The organism is Nitratireductor arenosus, assembly GCF_009742725.1.
GTDB lineage: Bacteria > Pseudomonadota > Alphaproteobacteria > Rhizobiales > Rhizobiaceae > Mangrovimarina > Mangrovimarina arenosa.
The window spans coordinates 37,059-55,892 of the sequence record NZ_WPHG01000010.1 but is presented as its reverse complement, the minus strand read 5'-3'; the positions used below and the strand labels follow the sequence as shown (position 1 = coordinate 55,892).

The 18,834-nt window shown below is 58.7% G+C and carries 41 protein-coding genes and 1 pseudogene; 10 read left to right on the top strand and 32 right to left on the bottom strand.

Annotated elements, in window-relative coordinates; genetic code table 11:
• Positions 1-83 precede the first annotated feature (83 nt).
• The 31 genes and pseudogenes from GN330_RS22970 to GN330_RS22825 all read right to left on the bottom strand — a co-directional run bounded on the left by GN330_RS22970 (position 84) and on the right by GN330_RS22825 (position 14,904).
• Complete coding sequence (locus GN330_RS22970) at positions 84-1,199, bottom strand: tyrosine-type recombinase/integrase (protein ID WP_197435285.1); 1,116 nt, start codon at positions 1,197-1,199, stop codon at positions 84-86.
• Between the two features lie 14 nt (positions 1,200-1,213).
• Positions 1,214-1,372, bottom strand: a pseudogene (locus tag GN330_RS24260) (helix-turn-helix domain-containing protein); the annotation flags it as partial.
• Positions 1,369-1,689, bottom strand: coding sequence for a hypothetical protein (locus GN330_RS22965; RefSeq protein WP_156716004.1), 321 nt, complete (start codon positions 1,687-1,689; stop codon positions 1,369-1,371). The gene GN330_RS22965 and the pseudogene GN330_RS24260, both read right to left, overlap by 4 nt.
• Positions 1,686-1,958 carry a Y16D family protein gene (locus GN330_RS22960; protein ID WP_156716002.1) on the bottom strand — a complete coding sequence of 91 codons (273 nt, stop codon included), beginning with the start codon at positions 1,956-1,958 and terminating at the stop codon, positions 1,686-1,688. The genes GN330_RS22965 and GN330_RS22960 overlap by 4 nt, the downstream gene beginning before the upstream one ends.
• A complete protein-coding gene (locus tag GN330_RS22955) occupies positions 1,949-2,215 on the bottom strand; it encodes a hypothetical protein (RefSeq protein ID WP_156716000.1) in 267 nt (88 codons plus the stop codon). The genes GN330_RS22960 and GN330_RS22955 overlap by 10 nt, the downstream gene beginning before the upstream one ends.
• Positions 2,212-2,412: a hypothetical protein gene (locus GN330_RS22950; protein ID WP_156715998.1), complete on the bottom strand. Its 201-nt coding sequence runs from the start codon at positions 2,410-2,412 to the stop codon at positions 2,212-2,214. The genes GN330_RS22955 and GN330_RS22950 overlap by 4 nt, the downstream gene beginning before the upstream one ends.
• Positions 2,409-3,794: a hypothetical protein gene (locus GN330_RS22945; RefSeq protein ID WP_156715995.1), complete on the bottom strand. Its 1,386-nt coding sequence runs from the start codon at positions 3,792-3,794 to the stop codon at positions 2,409-2,411. The genes GN330_RS22950 and GN330_RS22945 overlap by 4 nt, the downstream gene beginning before the upstream one ends.
• A complete protein-coding gene (locus tag GN330_RS22940; RefSeq protein ID WP_156715993.1) occupies positions 3,791-4,360 on the bottom strand; it encodes a hypothetical protein in 570 nt (189 codons plus the stop codon). The genes GN330_RS22945 and GN330_RS22940 overlap by 4 nt, the downstream gene beginning before the upstream one ends.
• The gene (locus GN330_RS22935) at positions 4,357-4,860 is read right to left on the bottom strand and encodes a hypothetical protein (RefSeq protein ID WP_156715991.1); all 504 of its coding nucleotides are present in this window, start codon (positions 4,858-4,860) and stop codon (positions 4,357-4,359) included. Before GN330_RS22935 ends, GN330_RS22940 begins: the two co-directional genes overlap by 4 nt.
• A gap of 10 nt (positions 4,861-4,870) precedes the next feature.
• Entirely contained in the window at positions 4,871-5,056 is a 186-nt protein-coding gene (locus tag GN330_RS22930) for a hypothetical protein (protein WP_156715989.1), read from the bottom strand.
• Positions 5,053-5,442 carry a DUF968 domain-containing protein gene (locus GN330_RS22925; RefSeq protein ID WP_156715987.1) on the bottom strand — a complete coding sequence of 130 codons (390 nt, stop codon included), beginning with the start codon at positions 5,440-5,442 and terminating at the stop codon, positions 5,053-5,055. Before GN330_RS22925 ends, GN330_RS22930 begins: the two co-directional genes overlap by 4 nt.
• On the bottom strand, positions 5,442-5,741 hold the full coding sequence (locus GN330_RS22920; protein WP_156715984.1) for a hypothetical protein: 300 nt from the start codon (positions 5,739-5,741) through the stop codon (positions 5,442-5,444). Before GN330_RS22920 ends, GN330_RS22925 begins: the two co-directional genes overlap by 1 nt.
• Before the next feature lie 103 nt (positions 5,742-5,844).
• On the bottom strand, positions 5,845-6,282 hold the full coding sequence (locus tag GN330_RS22915) for a recombination protein NinB (RefSeq protein WP_156715982.1): 438 nt from the start codon (positions 6,280-6,282) through the stop codon (positions 5,845-5,847).
• Between the two features lie 8 nt (positions 6,283-6,290).
• Positions 6,291-6,611 carry a hypothetical protein gene (locus GN330_RS22910; RefSeq protein ID WP_156715980.1) on the bottom strand — a complete coding sequence of 107 codons (321 nt, stop codon included), beginning with the start codon at positions 6,609-6,611 and terminating at the stop codon, positions 6,291-6,293.
• 108 nt (positions 6,612-6,719) lie between these two features.
• The gene (locus tag GN330_RS22905; RefSeq protein WP_156715978.1) at positions 6,720-6,974 is read right to left on the bottom strand and encodes a hypothetical protein; all 255 of its coding nucleotides are present in this window, start codon (positions 6,972-6,974) and stop codon (positions 6,720-6,722) included.
• A gap of 12 nt (positions 6,975-6,986) precedes the next feature.
• Positions 6,987-7,616: a hypothetical protein gene (locus GN330_RS22900; RefSeq protein WP_156715976.1), complete on the bottom strand. Its 630-nt coding sequence runs from the start codon at positions 7,614-7,616 to the stop codon at positions 6,987-6,989.
• An 8-nt stretch (positions 7,617-7,624) separates the two neighbouring features.
• Positions 7,625-8,071, bottom strand: coding sequence for a single-stranded DNA-binding protein (ssb, locus tag GN330_RS22895; protein WP_156715973.1), 447 nt, complete (start codon positions 8,069-8,071; stop codon positions 7,625-7,627).
• A gap of 3 nt (positions 8,072-8,074) precedes the next feature.
• Entirely contained in the window at positions 8,075-8,818 is a 744-nt protein-coding gene (locus GN330_RS22890) for an RAD52 family DNA repair protein (RefSeq protein WP_156715971.1), read from the bottom strand.
• Entirely contained in the window at positions 8,815-9,558 is a 744-nt protein-coding gene (locus GN330_RS22885) for a hypothetical protein (RefSeq protein ID WP_246188840.1), read from the bottom strand. Before GN330_RS22885 ends, GN330_RS22890 begins: the two co-directional genes overlap by 4 nt.
• Positions 9,555-9,785 carry a hypothetical protein gene (locus tag GN330_RS22880; RefSeq protein ID WP_156715969.1) on the bottom strand — a complete coding sequence of 77 codons (231 nt, stop codon included), beginning with the start codon at positions 9,783-9,785 and terminating at the stop codon, positions 9,555-9,557. Before GN330_RS22880 ends, GN330_RS22885 begins: the two co-directional genes overlap by 4 nt.
• Positions 9,785-10,066 carry a hypothetical protein gene (locus GN330_RS22875; RefSeq protein WP_156715967.1) on the bottom strand — a complete coding sequence of 94 codons (282 nt, stop codon included), beginning with the start codon at positions 10,064-10,066 and terminating at the stop codon, positions 9,785-9,787. Before GN330_RS22875 ends, GN330_RS22880 begins: the two co-directional genes overlap by 1 nt.
• Before the next feature lie 178 nt (positions 10,067-10,244).
• Positions 10,245-10,376 carry a hypothetical protein gene (locus tag GN330_RS24055; protein WP_281349473.1) on the bottom strand — a complete coding sequence of 44 codons (132 nt, stop codon included), beginning with the start codon at positions 10,374-10,376 and terminating at the stop codon, positions 10,245-10,247.
• A 1-nt stretch (position 10,377) separates the two neighbouring features.
• Complete coding sequence (locus GN330_RS22870; protein ID WP_156715965.1) at positions 10,378-10,713, bottom strand: hypothetical protein; 336 nt, start codon at positions 10,711-10,713, stop codon at positions 10,378-10,380.
• Positions 10,713-11,018, bottom strand: a complete 306-nt coding sequence (locus GN330_RS22865) for a hypothetical protein (protein ID WP_156715963.1) — start codon at positions 11,016-11,018, stop codon at positions 10,713-10,715. The genes GN330_RS22870 and GN330_RS22865 overlap by 1 nt, the downstream gene beginning before the upstream one ends.
• Positions 11,018-11,218, bottom strand: a complete 201-nt coding sequence (locus GN330_RS22860; protein WP_156715961.1) for a hypothetical protein — start codon at positions 11,216-11,218, stop codon at positions 11,018-11,020. Before GN330_RS22860 ends, GN330_RS22865 begins: the two co-directional genes overlap by 1 nt.
• Positions 11,219-11,222: 4 nt before the next feature.
• Positions 11,223-11,813, bottom strand: coding sequence for a putative immunity protein (locus GN330_RS22855; protein WP_156715959.1), 591 nt, complete (start codon positions 11,811-11,813; stop codon positions 11,223-11,225).
• Complete coding sequence (locus GN330_RS22850; RefSeq protein WP_156715957.1) at positions 11,813-12,139, bottom strand: hypothetical protein; 327 nt, start codon at positions 12,137-12,139, stop codon at positions 11,813-11,815. Before GN330_RS22850 ends, GN330_RS22855 begins: the two co-directional genes overlap by 1 nt.
• Positions 12,140-12,141: 2 nt before the next feature.
• A complete protein-coding gene (locus tag GN330_RS22845) occupies positions 12,142-12,495 on the bottom strand; it encodes a hypothetical protein (RefSeq protein ID WP_156715955.1) in 354 nt (117 codons plus the stop codon).
• A gap of 50 nt (positions 12,496-12,545) precedes the next feature.
• Positions 12,546-13,490: a DUF7666 domain-containing protein gene (locus tag GN330_RS22840; protein ID WP_156715952.1), complete on the bottom strand. Its 945-nt coding sequence runs from the start codon at positions 13,488-13,490 to the stop codon at positions 12,546-12,548.
• Between the two features lie 75 nt (positions 13,491-13,565).
• A complete protein-coding gene (locus GN330_RS22835) occupies positions 13,566-13,976 on the bottom strand; it encodes a hypothetical protein (protein ID WP_156715950.1) in 411 nt (136 codons plus the stop codon).
• Positions 13,977-14,532: 556 nt separating this feature from the next.
• Complete coding sequence (locus GN330_RS22825; RefSeq protein ID WP_197435284.1) at positions 14,533-14,904, bottom strand: helix-turn-helix domain-containing protein; 372 nt, start codon at positions 14,902-14,904, stop codon at positions 14,533-14,535.
• A gap of 56 nt (positions 14,905-14,960) precedes the next feature.
• Here GN330_RS22825 and GN330_RS22820 point away from each other — a divergent pair, with 56 nt between their 5' ends.
• From GN330_RS22820 to GN330_RS22785, 8 genes are all read left to right on the top strand, one after another.
• On the top strand, positions 14,961-15,161 hold the full coding sequence (locus GN330_RS22820) for a YdaS family helix-turn-helix protein (protein WP_156715946.1): 201 nt from the start codon (positions 14,961-14,963) through the stop codon (positions 15,159-15,161).
• Complete coding sequence (locus GN330_RS22815) at positions 15,158-15,478, top strand: helix-turn-helix domain-containing protein (protein WP_156715944.1); 321 nt, start codon at positions 15,158-15,160, stop codon at positions 15,476-15,478. The genes GN330_RS22820 and GN330_RS22815 overlap by 4 nt, the downstream gene beginning before the upstream one ends.
• A 439-nt stretch (positions 15,479-15,917) precedes the next feature.
• Positions 15,918-16,256 carry a hypothetical protein gene (locus tag GN330_RS22810; RefSeq protein ID WP_156715942.1) on the top strand — a complete coding sequence of 113 codons (339 nt, stop codon included), beginning with the start codon at positions 15,918-15,920 and terminating at the stop codon, positions 16,254-16,256.
• Positions 16,257-16,653: 397 nt separating this feature from the next.
• Positions 16,654-16,956 carry a hypothetical protein gene (locus GN330_RS22805; protein WP_156715940.1) on the top strand — a complete coding sequence of 101 codons (303 nt, stop codon included), beginning with the start codon at positions 16,654-16,656 and terminating at the stop codon, positions 16,954-16,956.
• Positions 16,956-17,129: a hypothetical protein gene (locus GN330_RS22800; RefSeq protein ID WP_156715938.1), complete on the top strand. Its 174-nt coding sequence runs from the start codon at positions 16,956-16,958 to the stop codon at positions 17,127-17,129. The genes GN330_RS22805 and GN330_RS22800 overlap by 1 nt, the downstream gene beginning before the upstream one ends.
• Positions 17,126-17,341: a hypothetical protein gene (locus tag GN330_RS22795; protein ID WP_156715936.1), complete on the top strand. Its 216-nt coding sequence runs from the start codon at positions 17,126-17,128 to the stop codon at positions 17,339-17,341. The genes GN330_RS22800 and GN330_RS22795 overlap by 4 nt, the downstream gene beginning before the upstream one ends.
• Positions 17,338-17,484 carry a hypothetical protein gene (locus GN330_RS22790; protein ID WP_156715934.1) on the top strand — a complete coding sequence of 49 codons (147 nt, stop codon included), beginning with the start codon at positions 17,338-17,340 and terminating at the stop codon, positions 17,482-17,484. Before GN330_RS22795 ends, GN330_RS22790 begins: the two co-directional genes overlap by 4 nt.
• On the top strand, positions 17,481-17,696 hold the full coding sequence (locus GN330_RS22785) for a hypothetical protein (RefSeq protein ID WP_156715932.1): 216 nt from the start codon (positions 17,481-17,483) through the stop codon (positions 17,694-17,696). The genes GN330_RS22790 and GN330_RS22785 overlap by 4 nt, the downstream gene beginning before the upstream one ends.
• Before the next feature lie 17 nt (positions 17,697-17,713).
• On the opposite strand, the gene GN330_RS22780 is transcribed toward GN330_RS22785, so the two are convergent.
• Positions 17,714-17,989 carry a hypothetical protein gene (locus tag GN330_RS22780; protein WP_156715930.1) on the bottom strand — a complete coding sequence of 92 codons (276 nt, stop codon included), beginning with the start codon at positions 17,987-17,989 and terminating at the stop codon, positions 17,714-17,716.
• 90 nt (positions 17,990-18,079) lie between these two features.
• Here GN330_RS22780 and GN330_RS22775 point away from each other — a divergent pair, with 90 nt between their 5' ends.
• On the top strand, positions 18,080-18,460 hold the full coding sequence (locus tag GN330_RS22775; RefSeq protein WP_246188839.1) for a hypothetical protein: 381 nt from the start codon (positions 18,080-18,082) through the stop codon (positions 18,458-18,460).
• Positions 18,461-18,817, top strand: a complete 357-nt coding sequence (locus GN330_RS22770) for a hypothetical protein (RefSeq protein WP_156715928.1) — start codon at positions 18,461-18,463, stop codon at positions 18,815-18,817.
• The last annotated feature ends 17 nt before the right edge of the window (positions 18,818-18,834 follow it).

The following is an 18,834-nucleotide window of genomic DNA, read 5'->3' as shown; positions in this document are numbered from 1 at the left end:
CGGAGCGTAGCGCAGCCTGGTAGCGCATCTGGTTTGGGAGGAGTGGTGTTAATACCAGATTCCGAGCATTTTTCATAGCGATATCAGGACTTTTTCAGAGCCGGTGGAGATTCCGTGGCAGATTTTGCATCGAACCGTGCATCCGGCCCCACCGCCGCACCTTTCCCGACACTCGAATGAGCCGCCTCCAAGCCTGCCCGAAGATCGTCCGTCGTGACGTGCGCGTAACGCGAGGTCGTCGTCAGATGGGTGTGGCCTAGTAGCTTCTGCGCCATCTTCAAATTGCCTGTCGCGCGCACCAGTCTAGTAGCCGCCGTGTGCCTCGTGTCGTGAAACCGGAAGTTGGCCACGCCGGCATCCCGCTTGACGCGCCGCCACTGCGTTTTCAATCCGTTTTCCGTCAGCGGGTATCTCTTGCCCCGCTGCTTGCCGTCCCTCGTCTTCGCCGCCTTATAGGTGAACACGCTTGTCGGATGGTTGTCCTTCTCTCCCCAAAGCAATTCATAGACGGCATCGGTCATCGGGATGGACCGGGCCTTGTCGCCCTTGCCGATCACCGTGTACTGGCGATTGAAGAAATCGACGCGCGACCATTCCAGCGTGACGATCTCATTCAACCGGCATCCCGACATGAACGCGAAGCGCAGCGCCGGCCGATAATCGCCCCGGATCGTCGCCAGCAATTTCGCTTCCTCGTCTATGTTAGCCTCGCGAATCCGCTCCTGCGGCTCCTTCAAAAAATGGTCCTTCCAGCTTATCGGCTGGACCTTCTGCCCCCAGACACCGCCGCATCGCTTCAAGATCGCCCGTAGCGGCTCACACACGCTCCTGTTGACCGTCGCGGCACTTACCCCCTCGCCACGGCGCTTCGCCACTGCTGAGGCTATCGTGGCGGCGGAAATGTCCGATATTCTTGTACCCTTGCCGATTTGCTTTTGAAGCCACGCCAGCGACCGTTCCGTATCGACGTGGTTTCGGTGGTGCTGGCCAACCTCATCCCAATAGAGCGACGATGCGACGGCGAACGTCATCGGCTTGGTGCGATCTATGACCTGGGCTTGCGCTGCCGTGCGGGCGGCTTCCTCGTAGCGTTCCGCTTCGCGGCGGCTCGTGCAGCCCGTCGAGCCTGAAAATCGTACACCACGGACCCTGAAATCGTAGGCGTAGACGGTTTGACCGGCTCTTTTGTAGACTGACATTTTCGTGCCTCCCGAAACTTGGCAAGGTCTGCGGGGTCGTATCGTCTGGTTTCCCGCTTGTCCCCGAGCCCGATATTGATGTACGGGATTTCGCCAGCGCAAGTCAGGGCTCGCAACTGCTTTTCGGAAATGCACAGTTGTTGTGCGGCTTGGGCGGGTGAGAGAAGTGTCATTCCTGCTTGGCCTCGCCATCCGTTTCATCCGGCGAGGCTTTCAGGGCGCGGATGGCGTCAGGTAGTGCCTCCAACAACGCGCGGGCGGCTTCATGGGATAGGATCCAGGCCGTGGCCGCGCGTTTGTCGGCGACCGTTGCAGCGGCTTCCAGCGTCTCCCCGTCGAGTTCTCTGGGTGCGAGGACCGTGAAGCCTTCTTCATGCAGAATAGTCACGCATTTGTCAGCGAACGCATCGCCACTGCATGCGTCGTCGAACTCGGATTCGAACGCCTGCTTGATGATGTCTCTCGCGCTCACGGCAATGGATTCCGTCACCACAAATCCTCCGAGTACAGATTTGGCGGCCAGTTTGGCTTTTCGATCTGCCCAGCTTTGACCGCGATTTTGACAGCGCGCGTTCTCTCGACATATCTTCCGGCGCTTGTTAGAAAACCTTGGTCAATCGGGTCTTCGACAAACCCCGGTTCGCCGAACGCCTCGTGCATGGCCTGCAACACGTCACCGTGTCTTGCTGGCGCTGGTATGCTGATGGTCATGCCCTTGTGCCGGATGGCTACCGCGACGATTTTCTCTGTCAGCCGCATGACCGTTCCTCCAGTGCTCGCCGGCCGGCGTCGGTCAGTTGCTCCCGCACCATTCGCTCAAGACCGTCCTGTAGACGAGCATCCATGGGCAAAGCGTAATAATCGGAGTTCGATATCTCGATGCCGCTACGGCGGAGCCATACGAACTCTGTCAGGCCCTTGACGCGGCAACTGAAGCCGGCCCGGCTGCGCGGGATCGGTTTGCCGTGATCTCGGACGTGCTCCAGATTGCGCCTCTGCGCTTCTGTCAGCTTCATTCAGCTTCTCCCTTGCTGGGGAAAGCGTGTTTCCATTTTGCGTGCGACGAAAGAAGTTTGTCGACTATCGCATCCAGCGCCTCCGCTTCTTTTGGCTCCAATCCATCCGAGCACGCGCCGGCGTCCGCTGCCCCGTCTGCCACGCCCCAAAGGACGCGCGCTTGATAGGGAGTCAGCTTTAGCGTTACGTAAGTCATCTCACATCCCTCCGAAGCTCAGCCATTGTGCAGTCGATGCAATCGAGCAAATCGCGATAGGATCGCCAGTTCGGAAAGCGATCTTCGATCTGACCGATGATCTGATCTGAAACGGCCGCCCGCTCCACCGCATCTCCTACCGCCGCCGTGGACGGAAAGGCGGCGGTCAGCGCGGCGCGCGCCGCCATGCGGCAATCTTCCCTCGTCAAGTCCTCATCATAGGGACGTCCTTCGCGATCCTCGCACATGGCGTCACCGCAGTCGCAATCGAGACCGCGCTGCTCGGTGCAGCAACACGCCCACGTCTCGCCCCATGCACCAGCGATGGCTTCTGCCGCCCGTTCCACCGCCTCGTCAGTGATGGTGGGGGCGGGGGAGGTGTAGAGGGGATCGCAATCCGCTCTCAGCGTTTTTGCCGTCGCTTCCGCATCGTCTTTGCGGCTGGCGGGGTACAGGTAATGATCTGGTTCCGGGAACTTGCCTTGGGCCTTAACTGGCTGCCGAGCGACCATGAAGTTGTGGACCAGATAGGCGACTGGCTCTACCGGCTCCGCCGCCACGCCGGCGGTGAGGGCGGGGGCGGGGGAGGCGTTTGCATCTCGTATCGTTATTTTCTTACCGTGGAGGGGGTCGGAGATGTCCGCACCCCCGCAATCGACGGTATTGTTCGAGCCAAGATGGAGATTGAGTGTGCCCCCTCTTACCTCTGCCTTGGGGGCAGAGAGGGCGGACTCGACGGCTCGCGCTATGTCTCCGGCGCGGACATTTCCAATGATGCGTGCTTCTGGAACCCATGCGCGAGCGCATTCCAGTATTGCGGCCATAACCTCCGGGACTGTGCCGTTGTCTGGCGCGACGACAGTTTGCAGTTTGCGGTCGGTCTCGTCTTCGCAGTCGGTTGCCCTTGCCTCGCTCTCCATCCATTCGGCAGCGGCGAGAAAGGCGCGCGCCGCGTGCCTCATGGACGATGCGGAAAACGGGTCCCCCTTGCCCTTGGGGATGTGCATGCCTGAGTGTCTATTGCCGATGTCTTCCAACACACTTATGGCGTCACCAAATTTCGCATCCGCCTCCGCCAATCGCTTCTCCGCCAATTCTGCGCGGGTTTCCAGCGCACCCATTTTGCGCGCGAACTCGTCCTCGCGCTGCCGAACTTCTTTCTCGAAATCTTCGACGTTTGCCTCTCCTTCATGGGAGAGGGCGGCGCGCGAGTTCCATTTAGAGGCGGATGAAGGCCCGTGTATAAGGACGTTTTGGGCTGGGCACTGCTCGTGGCTCTCTGGATGAAAGTAAGAGTCGCTCGTCCGGCTTGAAAATACTTCCGACCGTTCCAGGCTGACGCCGCAGAACGGGCAGGGCTTCAATTCTAGATCGTGGGTCATCGGTTCTTCTCCATCCATTTAGCAGCGGCGCGGAGGTGTCCGATAGTGATTGCCGTGTAGCCGTACGCCGGAGACCAGTTGGTGTCTCCTTCTCGCCAGTGCCCGTCCAATTTCCCAGCACGTCGCACAAACGGCTCAATCACCGCCCTTGCTTCCGCCAGTCGCTTCTCTGCCGCTTCGGCGCGGGATGTGATTTCAGCGGCCCTTTTGAAGTTGTCCGATATCACCTTGCCGACTTCCGCCTCAGCCTCCGCCAGCTTGGCGCGTAGGCGGTCGATATCGGCTGCGGCTTCCTGCGTAGTCGTCTCCGCCGATTCAGCGCGCGTTTGAAGGGCGAGCAGTTCGGTGTCATAACCACACTGCTCTCCTTCCAGGTTGTCAATTTCCGCCTCCACTTCCGCTAGATCGGCGCGCAGGCGCTCGATCTCGGTGGCGGAGGTCTCAATTAGTTCGACTTCGTAGGCCAGGGAAACTTTCTCGCCCAGCCCAAGCATGGCCGCCATGGTGCGCATCTGCTCCACCAGACCGGGTGTGCGGCCGTCTTGCTTCTGATGCGTATCCGTCATAGATGCACCTCATTCAACTTGCCGGCGCGTACTTTCGCGGCCTGTTCGGCAAGCCGCTCAATTCGGCGCTGTGCAAAATCAATCTCGCGCTTGCTGCTTTCGATGCCGTGTTCAATCACTTCAAGCATAGCCCCTGCATCGCGGGATGCGCCTTTGCGAAGGTAGATCGGCCCCCTTGAATTGTTCAAATGCCGCATGTCCACGATGTCTTCGCGGCGGTAATAGGGGAGGTCGTATTCCCTGATTTCGACAAGGTCAGCCTTGTTCCCGAGCACAGTCAGGGAAACAGATGCGGGGTCCAGAACCTTGTTGTTGAACCCATGCCAATAGGTATCGATCAGCTTGCCGTCGATGACGACGGCCATCTGCGAATAGCAGTGATAGGATTCGTAGGGGCCGCATTGTGCATCGCGTTCTGCATCTGCCCATCGCCAGCGATAGATGTCACCTTCCTTGAGGCTGCTTAAGCCGCCTTCTTTCTTTTGATGCTCGTTCGTCATCGTGCTTCCCTCAAAAGATCAGAGCCCAAACCAGCCATGCGACCAGCGATCCGATCAGCGCGGCCCCGAGGCGAAACAAGGGCATGATGTCGAACCCGTAATCGCTACTCGGCTTCATCGGCGTGAAGAACGCCCACGAAAAGGAGATGGCGGTGATCAGGGCCGGGATTGCCCACCATGAAATTGAAACTGTCATTTCGCTTTCCTCGCGTTCGCAATAATCCGCACCGCAGCCTCTCGATCTCCGGTGTGTGCGTAGAGCTCGCGCGCCACGGCTAGCGGATCAATGCGATGCATGTTCCAGAACTGCACTTCGCTCATCGCGTGCTGGGCACGGTGCTCTTCCGGCGTCATGGGAACGGCCCATGCGTCGTCCGGCTTCTGACCTTTGCCCGTGGTCTTTTTCCGATAGGTCGGATCGCCATAGCGCACATGGCATGCCTCGCATGGGCCGGCGCCGGAGATGATCGAGGGCAGGGACCGGATGAACGCCAGGTGCCGCTCGTCGCGGATACGCTTCTGGTCCTTGGTCGACGGGTCTTCCGAGAAGGCCGTGGCAGGGCGGGCGATGCGGCATGCCATCACACACCCCCGAGCGCACGGGTCATGACCTCGCGCTTTCTGCGATACATCTCCGCCGATCCGCGACGATGGGCCTTGATGACGGGCTTGTGCTTCCGATCCAGTTCCGCGATATCGGGATAGGCCTTATGGATGGCACGACGGGCACGCCAATTGAGCCATTGGTTGATTGCGTGGCGGGCGAGATTGCGGAGGGTCATTTCGAAGCCCTCCACACCCTGATGCAATTCCGACAGGCGTTCGCTAGGGGAACGTTGATCGTCATGCGGTACTTGCCCTTGAAGTGCGAGGTCCGGCATAACGGCGCGCTCACGTATCCACGGCGGATGATTTCGCCGCGATAATCCTCGCCCGGCTCGCATACAAGGTGGAGCCTCCGCCCTGAATTGATCTGCGCGTACCTCATGCTGCACTCCTATCGTCATCCATAAAGCCGCAACGGCGTGTCTCAGTAAGCGGAATGCCTCGCAGGTCACAAAATGCGATGGCGTAGGTAATCAAAGACGCGGCCCGCGATACCGTCATGCTCGCGCTGCTTTCCCTGATGTTCAAAAACTCACCTTCTAGTCCGGGAACGATTTCCACTTCGCCTTTCGTGGCCATTGTATGCCCGCTGATGAGGAGAACCTTCCATTCGTCAGCGTTGCGCTTCTTGCCGTACCATTCCGCCCCGGCCTTCGCCATATCCGCGCAAATGGCGTGGAACATGGCATTCTGGTCAAGGCTCCGCTTTGCCGGCGATACCGTCACGACATAACCCGGTTGCGCTTCCTTGACCGCCGTGAGGGCGTTCATGCGTATCCGGTCGTTTATGATGATGTATCGGTGGCGGTTGGACATGGATCACCTCAGCAGAAGCGATATCGTTCACAGAAGGGACGGTAGACGGTCGAATACCATTCGTCGTATCCGGTTTCCTCGTCATCATCTTCACCTCGAAGATACGCCCGCGACTTCTCGGACGCGCTGAAGGCAATGGCAACGAGTTCACTCAGATCAGTTTCTTGATGCAGTTCATCATCAAACTCCGCATCCGCCCCAAGATAATCCTTCGCCATCGCATCGAGGGCTTTCAGGGCTACTTCCTGAGTGACTTCTCCGTTGCCATAGGCGATCCAAAACACCCGAGCGGCGGCGGCCATTCCTCTACCAACATCATGGTTACCCATCTGCATACCTCCTTCAAAAGGGAATCGGGTCCGTGTAAAGCCTGATTTCCGTCAAGCTTGGCTCCGACGCGACAACGCCGCCCGTCGCTTCAGGACAAGGAAGACCTCTTACATGCATGTCATGAAACGAACGCGTTTGATCGGTGGTGCATCAGCAATGGCGCCGCCAGTCGCTTTCAGGATAAGGAAGGTTTTCCCTGGATTGGCCTTTGCCAGCCGCTCCGCTTCTTCCATAGCATTCTGCTTGTTCCAGTGCTTCACCCTTGGCGAGCCACCATTTTCGTGCCACACCATCCAGAAGCGGATGCGCTCGATTGTTTCCGGCTGCTTCGGTTCTTTCAGTTTCATCACATGCAGTTCCATCACATGCCTCCATCAAAATGGGATTGACCGTTCTGCGAGTTCTTCTGCTCGATCTTCACGCACGCGAACGGAGGCGTTCATAAGAGCCATTCTTATCCGTTCGAAGCAGTGGTCGTACATCGTTGAACGCAAGTCGTTGCGAAGAAGCCCGCGAGAAAACTCCAGATTGGCTAGGGCGTCGTAAACCTCGTCGGCCAAGCCTTCCCAATCCAAATCAGCCGGGTCTACACCCTTGTGCTCGGGCAAAACATCCCGCCAACTTTCCCATGGCGGGCGGGTCTGCTTGACGCGTTCTATCGCGGACATCAATATCATCTCGGCGTCTCCACCAAAGCGCTCCGGTTCAGCCGTGGGGAGCTTGGGGAAATCCGGAATTGTGATGGCGTCATCATGCCAAAGGCAATCCACAAGGCTACCTAGCCCGGCGATTGATGCCTTGACTTCTGGGTCTTCTTTCATGCCCGTGACTTCTGCGGCATATATAGCGATCTCGGCTGTTTTAGCCGCCGCAGGGATAACGGCATCCATGATCCTATTTCGGACCTTCTTCATAGCCTTGTTGACCGCCGATACATCAGCGTAAGCCATCTCTAGCCGGGCGATGTAGCCGGCGTCGGACTCGTCGGGCTTTCGCGGTTTCATGTTGTCTCCTAGAAAGGAATTTCGCTGTCCAGCGGGCCGGCATTACCACCGTCTTCATCGCGGTCATACATGGATTGCGAACCGCGCTCATCACCGCCGCTACGGGGCGCGTCGAGCATCTGCAATTCACCACGATATTTCTGCAAAACGATTTCCGTACTGTACCTGTCATTGCCGTTTTGGTCTTGCCATTTCCGCGTTTGAAGCGCTCCTTCCACATAAACCTTCGAGCCCTTTTTCAGGTACTGTTCCGCGACCTTCGCCAGACCTTCGTTGAAGATCACGACGCTGTGCCATTCGGTCCGTTCGCGCCGTTCGCCGGTGTTTTTGTCGCGCCATGTGTCGGATGTCGCAATGCGCAGGTTGACGATGGGGTCGCCCGATTGTGTTCGCCGCACTTCCGGGTCAGCGCCAAGGTTGCCAATGAGGACGCATTTGTTGATTGAGCCTGCCATGTCTTATCCTGCCATCATGTTTTGAACTGCGGGGTTGTCATTTGTATCGCCGGGGAATGTGTCAGAGGCCTCGGCTTGTTTGATCTGTTCCTTGCGTGCATTGAATTTGTCCCGCGCAAGGGCGATGAAGTCCTTCGCCCATCCGTCACGCTCAAAAATGTGCTTCCAGGCATTTGCACAGGCCATGACGTTCTGGACCGTCTTGCAGTCCAGTAGATCGCCCTCGATATCCTCAAGCCCGCGTTTCTGTGCTGCGCTGCTAGCCTTCGGGGCAGGCTCCTGCTGAGTCGCTGGCGCTTCATCGGCGGTCCCCACGTTGGCCCGTGTCTTGTCGTAGAGGGCGAGGCCGAACGGATTGCCGAAGGTGCGCATGGCGCGCTTCAGAGCGTCCGTTACCGCTTCCTTGATCGCGCTTTCGTGCGCCAAGCCAGCGTCAACGTCATAGCCGTGACCAGCGCCGCAATCCTCTCGTATGACGCCTGAAACTATCGCCTTGACGCGGGCGGTATAGGTCACGCCCCAGCCGTCTTTCTGCTGGCGCCCGATCTTGCGCGGGGCTTCGGAAACGCATTTCACGTCCACCACCTCATATGACCAGCCGTCGAAGCCGAAGATGCGATTGGCTTCTGCGATGACGTGCCAGCCTTCGAGGTAATCTCCTTTCGGGCCGAACTGCTGCGGCGGCTTGACGTTGGAGGGATCAAGCTTGGCAGCTAGAAGCGACTTCTGGTCTGTCGTAAAGGTCATACCGGCCTCCGCTCGCGCTTCACTTCCACGCCGGGAATCTTGTGCACACCGGACGCGACCAACTTAGCCGCCATCACCGCCAGAAAGGCGCTCATTTCGTGCCGGTGTTCCGTCCACAAATATCGCGCAAGCTCCGTTTCGCTGACCACGGTCGGCTCGTAGTAGTCCCGCAGCGTGACGGCCCTGCCGGCGCCTTTGGCCGATGCCTTCGCATTCCCGATCTTGCGCGCCTCGGCTTCTGCCGCCTTGGCTTCCGCCACGGCACGTTCCGCCGCTTCACGATCATCCAGCGTCTTACGGTCGCGCATGGCTTCCATGGCGATACGCTGCTTTTCCTCGGCTTCCTTGCGGGCTTCCTCGGCCTTGCGGCGGTTTTCTTCCTCGACCTGTTGTAACCATGGTGCTAGCGCTTCCTTGCAGGCGTCAGTGGCGAGGATCGCGATACCGGTCACTTTCTTGGTCTTGCCGATCAGTGCGTTGTACCGCTTCTGGATTTCGGCCTTAGCCTCGTCATGTGGGCGGCATTCGTCCTTGCGGCGTTCGTCAGCTTCGTTGGTGGCCTCTTGAATGGACCGCAAGAGCTTTTGAACCATGTCGGCTTCGGCTTGGCTCTTGATGGGATCGCCATCTAACCAATTCCTCGCCTCGTCATAGAGTTCGCCGATCTGCCGTTTGGACAGATCGAACGGCGACGGCGGGGGATTGTTGTGGCCTATCGTGGCCAATGCGGCGGTGTTCATATCCGTCCCTTCCATTCCTTCGCCCATGACAAATGCCACTTTGCATCGCGCCATAGACGGTCTGAATCTGCACGGCATTGACGGTATTTCGCCAGTTCGCCGGCACGTTCCCATTCCAGCGCCTCACGCCTATTGTCGTGCGCGAGACGGCGCTGTGTTTGGCTCAATGAGAGCAGGCTTTTACACATGCCGATAGCCTGCATCTGGCGGGTGTTGTGGGCGGTCATCAAGGTTCCTCGCGTAGCGTGTTTTCGAATGCGAGGATGTAGCCGGCCCGGTCCTCTCCGCTAAGAGCGTCGGCCCCTTGCGCCCAGCTAAAGTGAATCCTCTGGACGCCCCTTTCGTCCCACATATCTGCGACTTCTAAACCCTTTGGTCCGAGCATGTTGCGATATGCGGTGCACATATATTCTCGATCTGCCACCATACGGCGCAGGCGGACTATTTCATCTTTCGCCATCTTCAATTGCGCGGCCAATTCTGGCTGATGAGAATCGTCTTTGGTCATCGTGCGGCCTCCAATGTACGTTCCAGTCGAGCAGCGGCGTCGCGGGCCTTCGCTTCCGATGAATAGTTTCGTGATGAAAGGAATGAAGACAGACCAATCCACAACTGGATGCGGTATTCCTTTCCCCATAAATCAGGGCCGTAATCGTACGTTATGGTTGTGAGCACCTTTATCTTGGTCATCCAAACACCCCCGTCAAAACCATCCCCGATCCAATCACCAACGCCATGATGGCGAGCATGGCGAGGACGTTTCGTATGGGTTCGGGCTGCTCCGGTTCGGCGGCAAGGGACCAGAGGAAATTGTCCATGTCACTCGCCTCCGGTAGCTTTGGAGAGGGCGGCGCGGGCGCTCGACAGCGCGTCGGGAAATTGCCGTTCCCTGTCGTATCGGGTGCGGCCTTCGATTTCCGCGATAGCCCAATCAAGCGCTTCCAGAAGATCGGGCGCGGCGGCTATGAGGCGGGCAGTGGCGATTTCGGTCGCTTCATCTGGCCCCTGGACTTCGGCCATTCGCCAATAGAACAGGGCGCCTGGCGCATAAACAGCCGTCTCCGAAAACTTGCCATGCCCCTGAGTGTACTTCTTAGGGTCGTTGTATTCCCATGGACCCGGCGCGTGCGTATGCGTATGCGCTTGCTTATCCATTATTCGCCCCCGGTGGCTTTGGAGATGGCGGCTTCGATGCGGCGCAACGTGCCTTGGAAAAGGCGCTCGTCTGCGGGGTCGGTCGTAGGACGCCTTACGCAATTGATGGCGCTGCGCGCTATCTCCAACGCCTTCAGAAGATCGGGCGCGGCTTTGACGAGGTACGCGTTGGCTTCCGCTTCCTCGCGATCCACGCGGTCGTGCGTGATCTGGCAAACAAGACCGTTGCCGTCGTTCGTGTTGCCCAGAATATCCCAGCTCGGGTCAAACACCCACGGTCCAGGCGTATGCGCTTTCTTATCCATCACGCTACCTCCGAAGGGCCGATGCCAAGACGGTCGTCGTGGTCATCCTTGCAATTGTCGATGAAGTCCTGGATGGCCTCCGCTTCAGTGCGGCCCCATCCATAATTCCCGGCTTCTTCCTCGCCGTCGTAGTGTGCGCACCAGTCAAAGGCGCGGGTCGGGATCGGCGGGTAGGGATTGCTCGTGACTATCTTGCGCATCACGCTACCTCCTTGATTGCAGTTCCGGCAACGGCCAGTCTTCCGGTTCATCATCGGAAAGCCATGCTATGAGGCGGTCGAACTGCCAGTTTTGTTCGGCGTCACATGCCGACCCTGCGGCGTTCTGCGCGTACCCTGCGGCGTTCTGTGCGGATCCCCATGCCGTCCATGCAGCGGCCCATGCGGCACCACATGCAACACCACACGCGGCTTCCCATGCGGTGGCCCCAGCGGCAGCACATGCGGAGGTCAGTTCGTCCTCGCCGATCTCCCCGCGCGCAAACTGGCGCGCTGCGATAATCGCGTTCCGAGGCGCTTCGGATTTTCCGGTCCTCTCGTAGAGGTGCAGGACATGCCCCGCGCAATCAGCCTTCCAGAGACGCAAGCGGCGCTCAACATTTGTGTCCTCGCACGCCAAAGCCGAGGCAACCCAAACGATGTCATCGAATGTGCATCCTGCTTCACGCGCCGCTGCGGCGTCGATCTTGTGGCCGTTCCAGCCATCTTTGCCCCCAAGCAGCTTGACCACGCGGTGGAAGTCATCTTTGCAAGGATCGAGCGCCTTCACTTCATCATAGATCAATCCGATAGGCATCACGCTACCTCCATCACGGCTTCATCAGCCCATTCCCTCGCATCGGAAAGAATGTCGGCAACGATGATTTCTTCCAGCGCTTCCTTGATCAGAAGCGTTTCGTCTTTCGATATTTCACGGTCGCCCAAAGCGGCGGCGAATGTGGTTGTTTCGGTCAGGAGACGGGCGACAATCGCAACGATCCGTTCCACGCTATCGCAATACGCATGAGCGCTTTCGGCCTGCGCTTCGAGGAATGCCATACGCACGGGATAGAGGTTCGCCTGTTCCGCTCTGAGGGCGTCAATGGCGGTGTCCATCGCGGTGGTGAACTCGTTGCGGGCCATCGTTATTTCCTCTCGTTTCGTACCAGCGCGAGGGCAGCCTTAGCGATCGCTTCGATGTGTCGAAGATCGCGCCGGAAATCATCAATATCTTCGCTGGCATCAACGGGCGCTTCGGTTTCTTCCGCGCGGTTGCGGATCACAATCAAAGCCTGCACAAGGGCATCCATGGTGGCGGTTTTGGCGTGGACTCTGGACTCATCCGCTCTCATCAGCGAAAGCGGCACGCTGTTCCAAACGTCGCCTGCGGTGATGCCCGCGATATCCGAAGGATCATCAGCAACCAGCCGTATGACGTATTCACGCCGGCGGGCTTCGGGGTGGTCTTCCCATCCAATGCGCTTGGCTATCAGAGCCATTGTCTTCTCCATCCTTGCCAGATCGGCGCATTTGGTTGCGTGTGCAGCGGTTAGGCCGCAACTTCCTCGAACTCGCCACCAACGGTCAGGCGATACGTCTTCCCGGCCTCGACGCCGTTCTGGCCGACGAGCGACGAGCGGACGGCGACCAGATTGTAATCATCGTCATACGCGGCGAGGCTGATCGCACCGCCTTCACGGGCCGTCGCTGTGCTAGCTACTCCAGCGGCGTGGGCGATGGAGTTTTTTCCCGCCGCCGAGGCATGGCCGTAATCGCCCGCCGCCGAGGCATGGCCGCCAGTGCCCGCCGCCGAGGCATGGCCGCCAGTGCCCGCCGCCGAGGCATGGCCGCGAGTGCCCGCCGCCGAGGCATGGCCGTAATCGCCCGCCGCCGAGGCATGGCCGCCAGTGCCCGCCGCCGAGGCATGGCCGCGATAGCCCGCCGCCGAGGCATGGCCGCGAGTGCCCGCCGCCGAGGCATGGCCGTAATCGCCCGCCGCCGAGGCATGGCCGCCAGTGCCCGCCGCCGAGGCATGGCCGCCAGTGCCCGCCGCCGAGGCATGGCCGCGATAGCCCGCCGCCGAGGCATGGCCGCGAGTGCCCGCCGCAAACTGACCGTTACCCTGCGACTTTGCCTTCTCGGCGACCCACGCAACGGCACGGCGCGTCAGTTCTCCAATCGAAATTTCGACCTTGATCGTCAGGACGCCGGACGCGCCCTTGGTGTCCGAATCGTCTTCGCATGCGATATCGCCAGCCGGCGTGACTTCTGCGAAGCGGCTTGTTCCGGGCGCGTAGTAATTGAATGCATCAAGCGGCATTTCCACCCAATGGAACCCGCCTTCGCCGCACCGAACGACGGTTTTGCCGCCGTTGTCATAGGTCTTGCCGACTTCGTACTGAAACCCGCGACAGGTCAGGTCTTTGTTGAAACCCTTGTAGGCCGTGACGGCCGATTTCGGCTCGGTGGCGAATTTCTTTTTCGTCTTGGCCATTTCCGTTCTCCATCACGTTTGCCAGATCGGCGCTGTGCGCTTCTTCGTGGCTGTTGGGGTTGTGTGTTGAAAGGGTTAGGCGGCTTCCGATTGCTCAACAGCAGCGCCGTCAAAATCGTCGAGCCACCCAGAGTAGACCTCACTGCCGTCGCCATAGGTTGCGTCGCAGACGAGGTGCAGACGGTCGCCCAGCGCGTAAATCGTGTAGGTGTATTCCTCCCACACATCGCTTGTGCCGGCTGGATAGATGTAAACGTTGCCACACCCATCCTTGAGACCCGCGATTAGCATCGCAGCGGCGCACTTCATGCCATTCACCACATTGCTTGGGTCGTTGTATCCGTTCACGATGGCCTTACCGCCAAGGATGCTTTTGATGTCATCGCCAAGCCCGGTCGGGTATCCGTCAAACTGGCGATAGACCGTCACAAGCGTGTCGCTGTCCTTGTCGCCGTTCTTCACATGAATGATTGCTCGCGTCCCCATCGTCTCGTCCTCTGTTCGTGTTCGATGAGGCGACTATAGTGACACTACAGGCTTGCGTCAAACGAAAAATGTAGCGCCACTACAGACAATGTGCTAAACGCCCCGTCATGCAAAAGAGTGACGCTATCGATGACGCGGTGCCGGCCTTCTACGACAGGCGCCAGAAGTGGCTTGATTTCGTTTCGGAGCGCGACGGAATCGGCCATGCGGCGTTTCGTGTCGGCTATTTTCTCGCGCGCCGGATGAACGGCAGGGACAAATGTTGCTGGTTTTCAGTGCCGGAGATCGCAAGGCGGATTGGGGCGAGCGAGGGCCGTCGCGCGGTCAGCACCAGAACGGTGTCAGACGGGATTGGCGAACTGGAAAAGCAAGGGCTTCTCGTCGTGGTCCGGCGTCCGGGACGGCCGAGTACCTATTTTCTCAGGTTTCCGTTCGAATAACCCCCGCAAAAAATGCGGTACCACCCCGGCAAAAAATGCGGGGGAATATATAAAGCTGAATAACTAAAGGGTTAGTACCCTTAGATGTAGGGCTCTGAGGGTGGAGTATTGTATCTCTAGTCCGAACCGGTTTTTTTGAACGTCTCGATGATTTGAAAAGCCTGCCGGCGCTGGGCCGGTTCCAGGGTTTCCCAAAGCGACCAGATCGCGTCATCTTGGGTCGGGTCGACGTTCAAAATGTCGCCGGGCCTGCATTGCAGCGCGTCGGCAAGAGCCTCCAGGAGCGGTTGCCGATAATTGATCCGACCCGTTTCGAGCTGGGAAATCGTGCCCGGCGTGACGCCGACCCGCTCGGCGAGCTGGTCTTGGGTCAAGTTCCGGTATTCCCGCCATTGCCGGACGAAATGCCGGCGCGGGCCGTTCTTGAATCGGGGCTGGACACGTTTAGCCATCTCCACAGTCTGCCGCAGCGCACAAACCAGCGCCACATAGTGACACTAAATTTTTTCTTGACGGGACGACTATAGTAGCGCTACATAGGCGCATGGAACAGCTTCTCGAATGGATCAGGGCGGAACGCGGCCGGCTCACAGCGCTGGCTTCCAGCCTTGGGATCACTCCTAGCGCGATTTTGCAGTGGGACGAGGTGCCGGCGGGGCGCGTTCGCCGGGTTGCTGACCTGACGGATATTCCGCCGTCGATCCTTCGCCCTGATCTGTACGAGGGCATGGAGACGGTCCAGTGACGCGCAAGCTTCCTCCCGACGATCATGTACGCGCTCTGTGGGCTTCCGGCATGACGAAGGTGGCTATTGCCAAACGCTATGGGGCTAGTGTGGCGCAAGTACGCCGCGCTTGCGACCGCGCGGATGGTCGCGGACCTTGGGGTATGGGGCTTGATCATCGCTTTGCAGCGGGCCGCGCCCCCATAGACCACCGCCACACCGGCGAGGGTGCCGGCTACGGCAAGCCCATTGATCAGGATGATTGGTACGCGGCGGAACGCCTTTCCAAGGACGACTGCCGCGACCTTCTCAATGAGTGGGGGATTCCATGCCTCTAGTTCGCAAGCGCCCTCACGGCCCCGCAACAGCGGAAATTCATGTGCTTCATAGTCTTCTGGATCGACCGATGCACGGTGGTTGCTGGCGCAACGAGCCTCGCAACAACAACATGCTCGTCGCCCCCATAGATGGACCGTTGGCGCGTGATGAAGACAAATCTCAAATCTCCGTCGCCCGCATCCTCGATGCAAAGCAGGTCGGAAATATACACGTCCGGTACGTATATCGGCTCTGTGATGTTCTGAAAGTCGTAAAACAAAGCAAGCCTCCCATTGGTATGACCAGTGGAGGGTCGCGCCGGGGTAGTTTGCATTCAAGTCAAATTTTGACTGTCCAGTCAAAGGTTTCTGACCTTGGTTATCAAACCGTTATTGGCTGCACGCAACCCGCGAATGGCTTGGCGTTGTGCGCACCAGTGCGCGAATGGGGAGGTCGGATATGAGCAAGAAAGCGGATGCTCCGAACAATTGCCCCGGCTGCGGCACACCGTTGAAAAATGCGGGCGCTCCTATCGGGGATGACTATTGCCCGAACGATGATTGCCGGCTCCTCGTGGAAGAAATCCGGCGTCAAATTTCGTCCGCGATGGAAGCGCGCCGGCGCGACGCAAAAATTCGGGACGCCGCGCGCGATCTTCTGGAGGCGCTGGAGAAGCTTCTTGCTTGCCCGGCGATTGCAGACGGCAACCATAGCGAACCCGCTTGGGGCTGCAAGGAAACGGCGGAAGCCGAAGCATTCGCCCGCGCCGCCATCTCCAAAGCTACTGGAGGCGAGTGAGCGGACATGACTGATCACACAAACACCAATCGTCTCGTAGCTTCCTCCCGCGAGACGACCACAGCCGGGGAGGGTGTTTCTCCCGCGCTCTCCCCGGCGACCAATACAGGTTCGCACCACGACGAAGATGCGGCTGTCGTGGGCGGAACATGGCCTGCGGTGCGCCATGGCGACAAAAGCACCGCACCTAATTCCCCTGACCCGCACCTTTCGGCGGGCAATGACGGCTGCCCGAGCATACCAAGTCTCGATGCCGCTGGCGCAAAAAGCGAATCCGTTTGTACGGCGGATCGCGGTCGGGGCCCCATGCTGGGGGAATACGCAGCAGCAAATCGAGACAAGCCGTCGCCTATTCGCCGTTTACGGCAAAGCACGTAGAGCCATGGAGGGCTGTGTAATGTCATACGATCCTCAGCCCGGAATGCGCGTGGTGTGTATTCGTGATGATTGGGGCCAGCCATGTCAGTACCATCCCGAGCGCGGCAAGGTTTATACGATCAAATCGGTTGAAGCAGACGAGATGGTTGGCGACATTGTCTATATCGGGACTTATCTCGGATTCGATGAATGCCCAGTCGAGAGCGGCGGAGAGCCCATGTTTCATTCGAAGTGCTTCAAGCCCCTTGATGAAACCCGTCTCGATGTATTCCGCCGGCATTTGAACACGGTTCCTGGTCCTTGGGAAAGGGTGGGTGCGTGATGGCAGCAAAACAAACTTTCTGGGGCTTTGTTTGGTTGGGCACGAGCGTCATCATGTACTACGTGGATGGGGAAGTGACCATTTTATCTGCAGGCACTCTTGTTTGCGCAGTTGTCTTGTTCGCCGCCAGTGATGTCATCAAAGCGATCCAGGACAAGGATGGCCAGCAATGATCTGCCATCGCGATCAAACATTCTGCACGGCATATCAGGCCACATGCGCCAATCATGGATGTCCGCGCGCCTTGAGTGCAGCGGAATGGAAGGGCGCAACACTACCGATTTCATGGGCGGATTTCTCACGCGATTGCCCGGATAAGATCGAGACCAAGGCCGACCAGCTCGGCGCCGTTATCGATCCAGCCTATCAGGAGGAAGAGGCATGACGATCTTGCATGGTTTCGGTTTTGTGGCTGTTCTGGCATGGTTAGGAATCGCGCTCGTGCGACTTTATCGAGGCGAGGACTTCGAATCTGCATTGTCATTGGCTGGCGTCATCTGGCTTGTCATGGAAGGGTTGGGCGCATGACGATGTGGCTTGCAGTTTCATTGATCGGCTTCCTGTACGTGACGGGCATGGCGACGTTCACTGTAGCGGCCTATTTGGCGTTTGAGAGTGAGGCTGACAAGCGGCCTAGACCACCGGTTATCGTGGCGCTGTGTGCCGTTTGGCCGTTTCTGATGGCTGGTGTCCTGATCGGGGCAGTCGTTTCAATGGTGACGAAGGAAAGCGGCAAATGACTTGGCTCATGGTCACTTCAATCGCCATCCTCGCCTCCTTTATGGCCGGCGCTGCCTATTCCAGTAAGCAAGCGCGCCACTTCGAGGCCAAGGCTCGTAAAGCCGGCAACCTCACCAGCGAAAGAGGGTCGATTGTCATTCGCTGGAACGGGGTCGCGGATGGGTAATGCGGGATCGGGTCCACGCTGCTTTTGTGTGTGATCGGTCTCCTTTTCGGCTGGCGAAAGACCGGCTGAAACAGGTTCATTGACGAGCCCTGCAAACAGGTCTTGGCGGATCGGTGCATGGCTCATTTGAGTTCCTATCATGGTCAGTTCGCTACGAACGGAAACGTAGCGAAGGATGATGACAGGGTGTTGGGAAAGCGTGACAGGAAAACGGGTATGAGTGACACGGCCTTCTATCAGGGCATGATGCGGGATGCGTTCCCGACGCGCCGCTATGGAAGCGCAAAGGCCGCGCTGTATGAGGCCCACCGTTTCATCAGCCGGCGCGTGTCCAAGGACTTTACCCCGAGGCGTGCGCGGTCGATCTGGGAAGGTACGGCGGCGCGCATTGATGCGGAAGAAGCCGACGCTTTGCGTGCGGCAGAGATTGAAGGGGCACGGCGTGAATACAAGGAACTACAAGACCGGCTGGCGTTCCTGGAGACTTCTCTTGCCATGGCGGATGAGGCGTTTCATGGCCCGCAGATGGCTACGCATAGGGCGTTCGCGCGCGGCTTGGGCGGCGTGGATAGCCCCGGAGTTGGAAAGGACGGATAGATGAACAATCTTTCATGGCTGATCTATCTGGCGGAAGTAGCGGATAAGGTCAGCGCTTGGGCGGGCGCTATGTCAATAATCTTGGTGATGGTCGGCATTGCCGGGATGATGTTTATCGCAGTAGCGATCAGCCTTGACGAAATTAGCGTGCGGGCCGCGTCACGACTGGTGGGCGTGTGGGCGTTGGTTACGGCGCTTTTCGCCGCTGTCCACACAATCACGCCCAGCAGTCGCACCATCTACATGATCGCTGCATCCGAGATTGGTGAGACGGTCGTCACATCACCGGAGGCGATAGAAATGATGACCGACCTCAAGGCCATCATCAAAAGCCGCCTCAAGCAGGAACTGGAATAGACAAACCGCACGGGCGA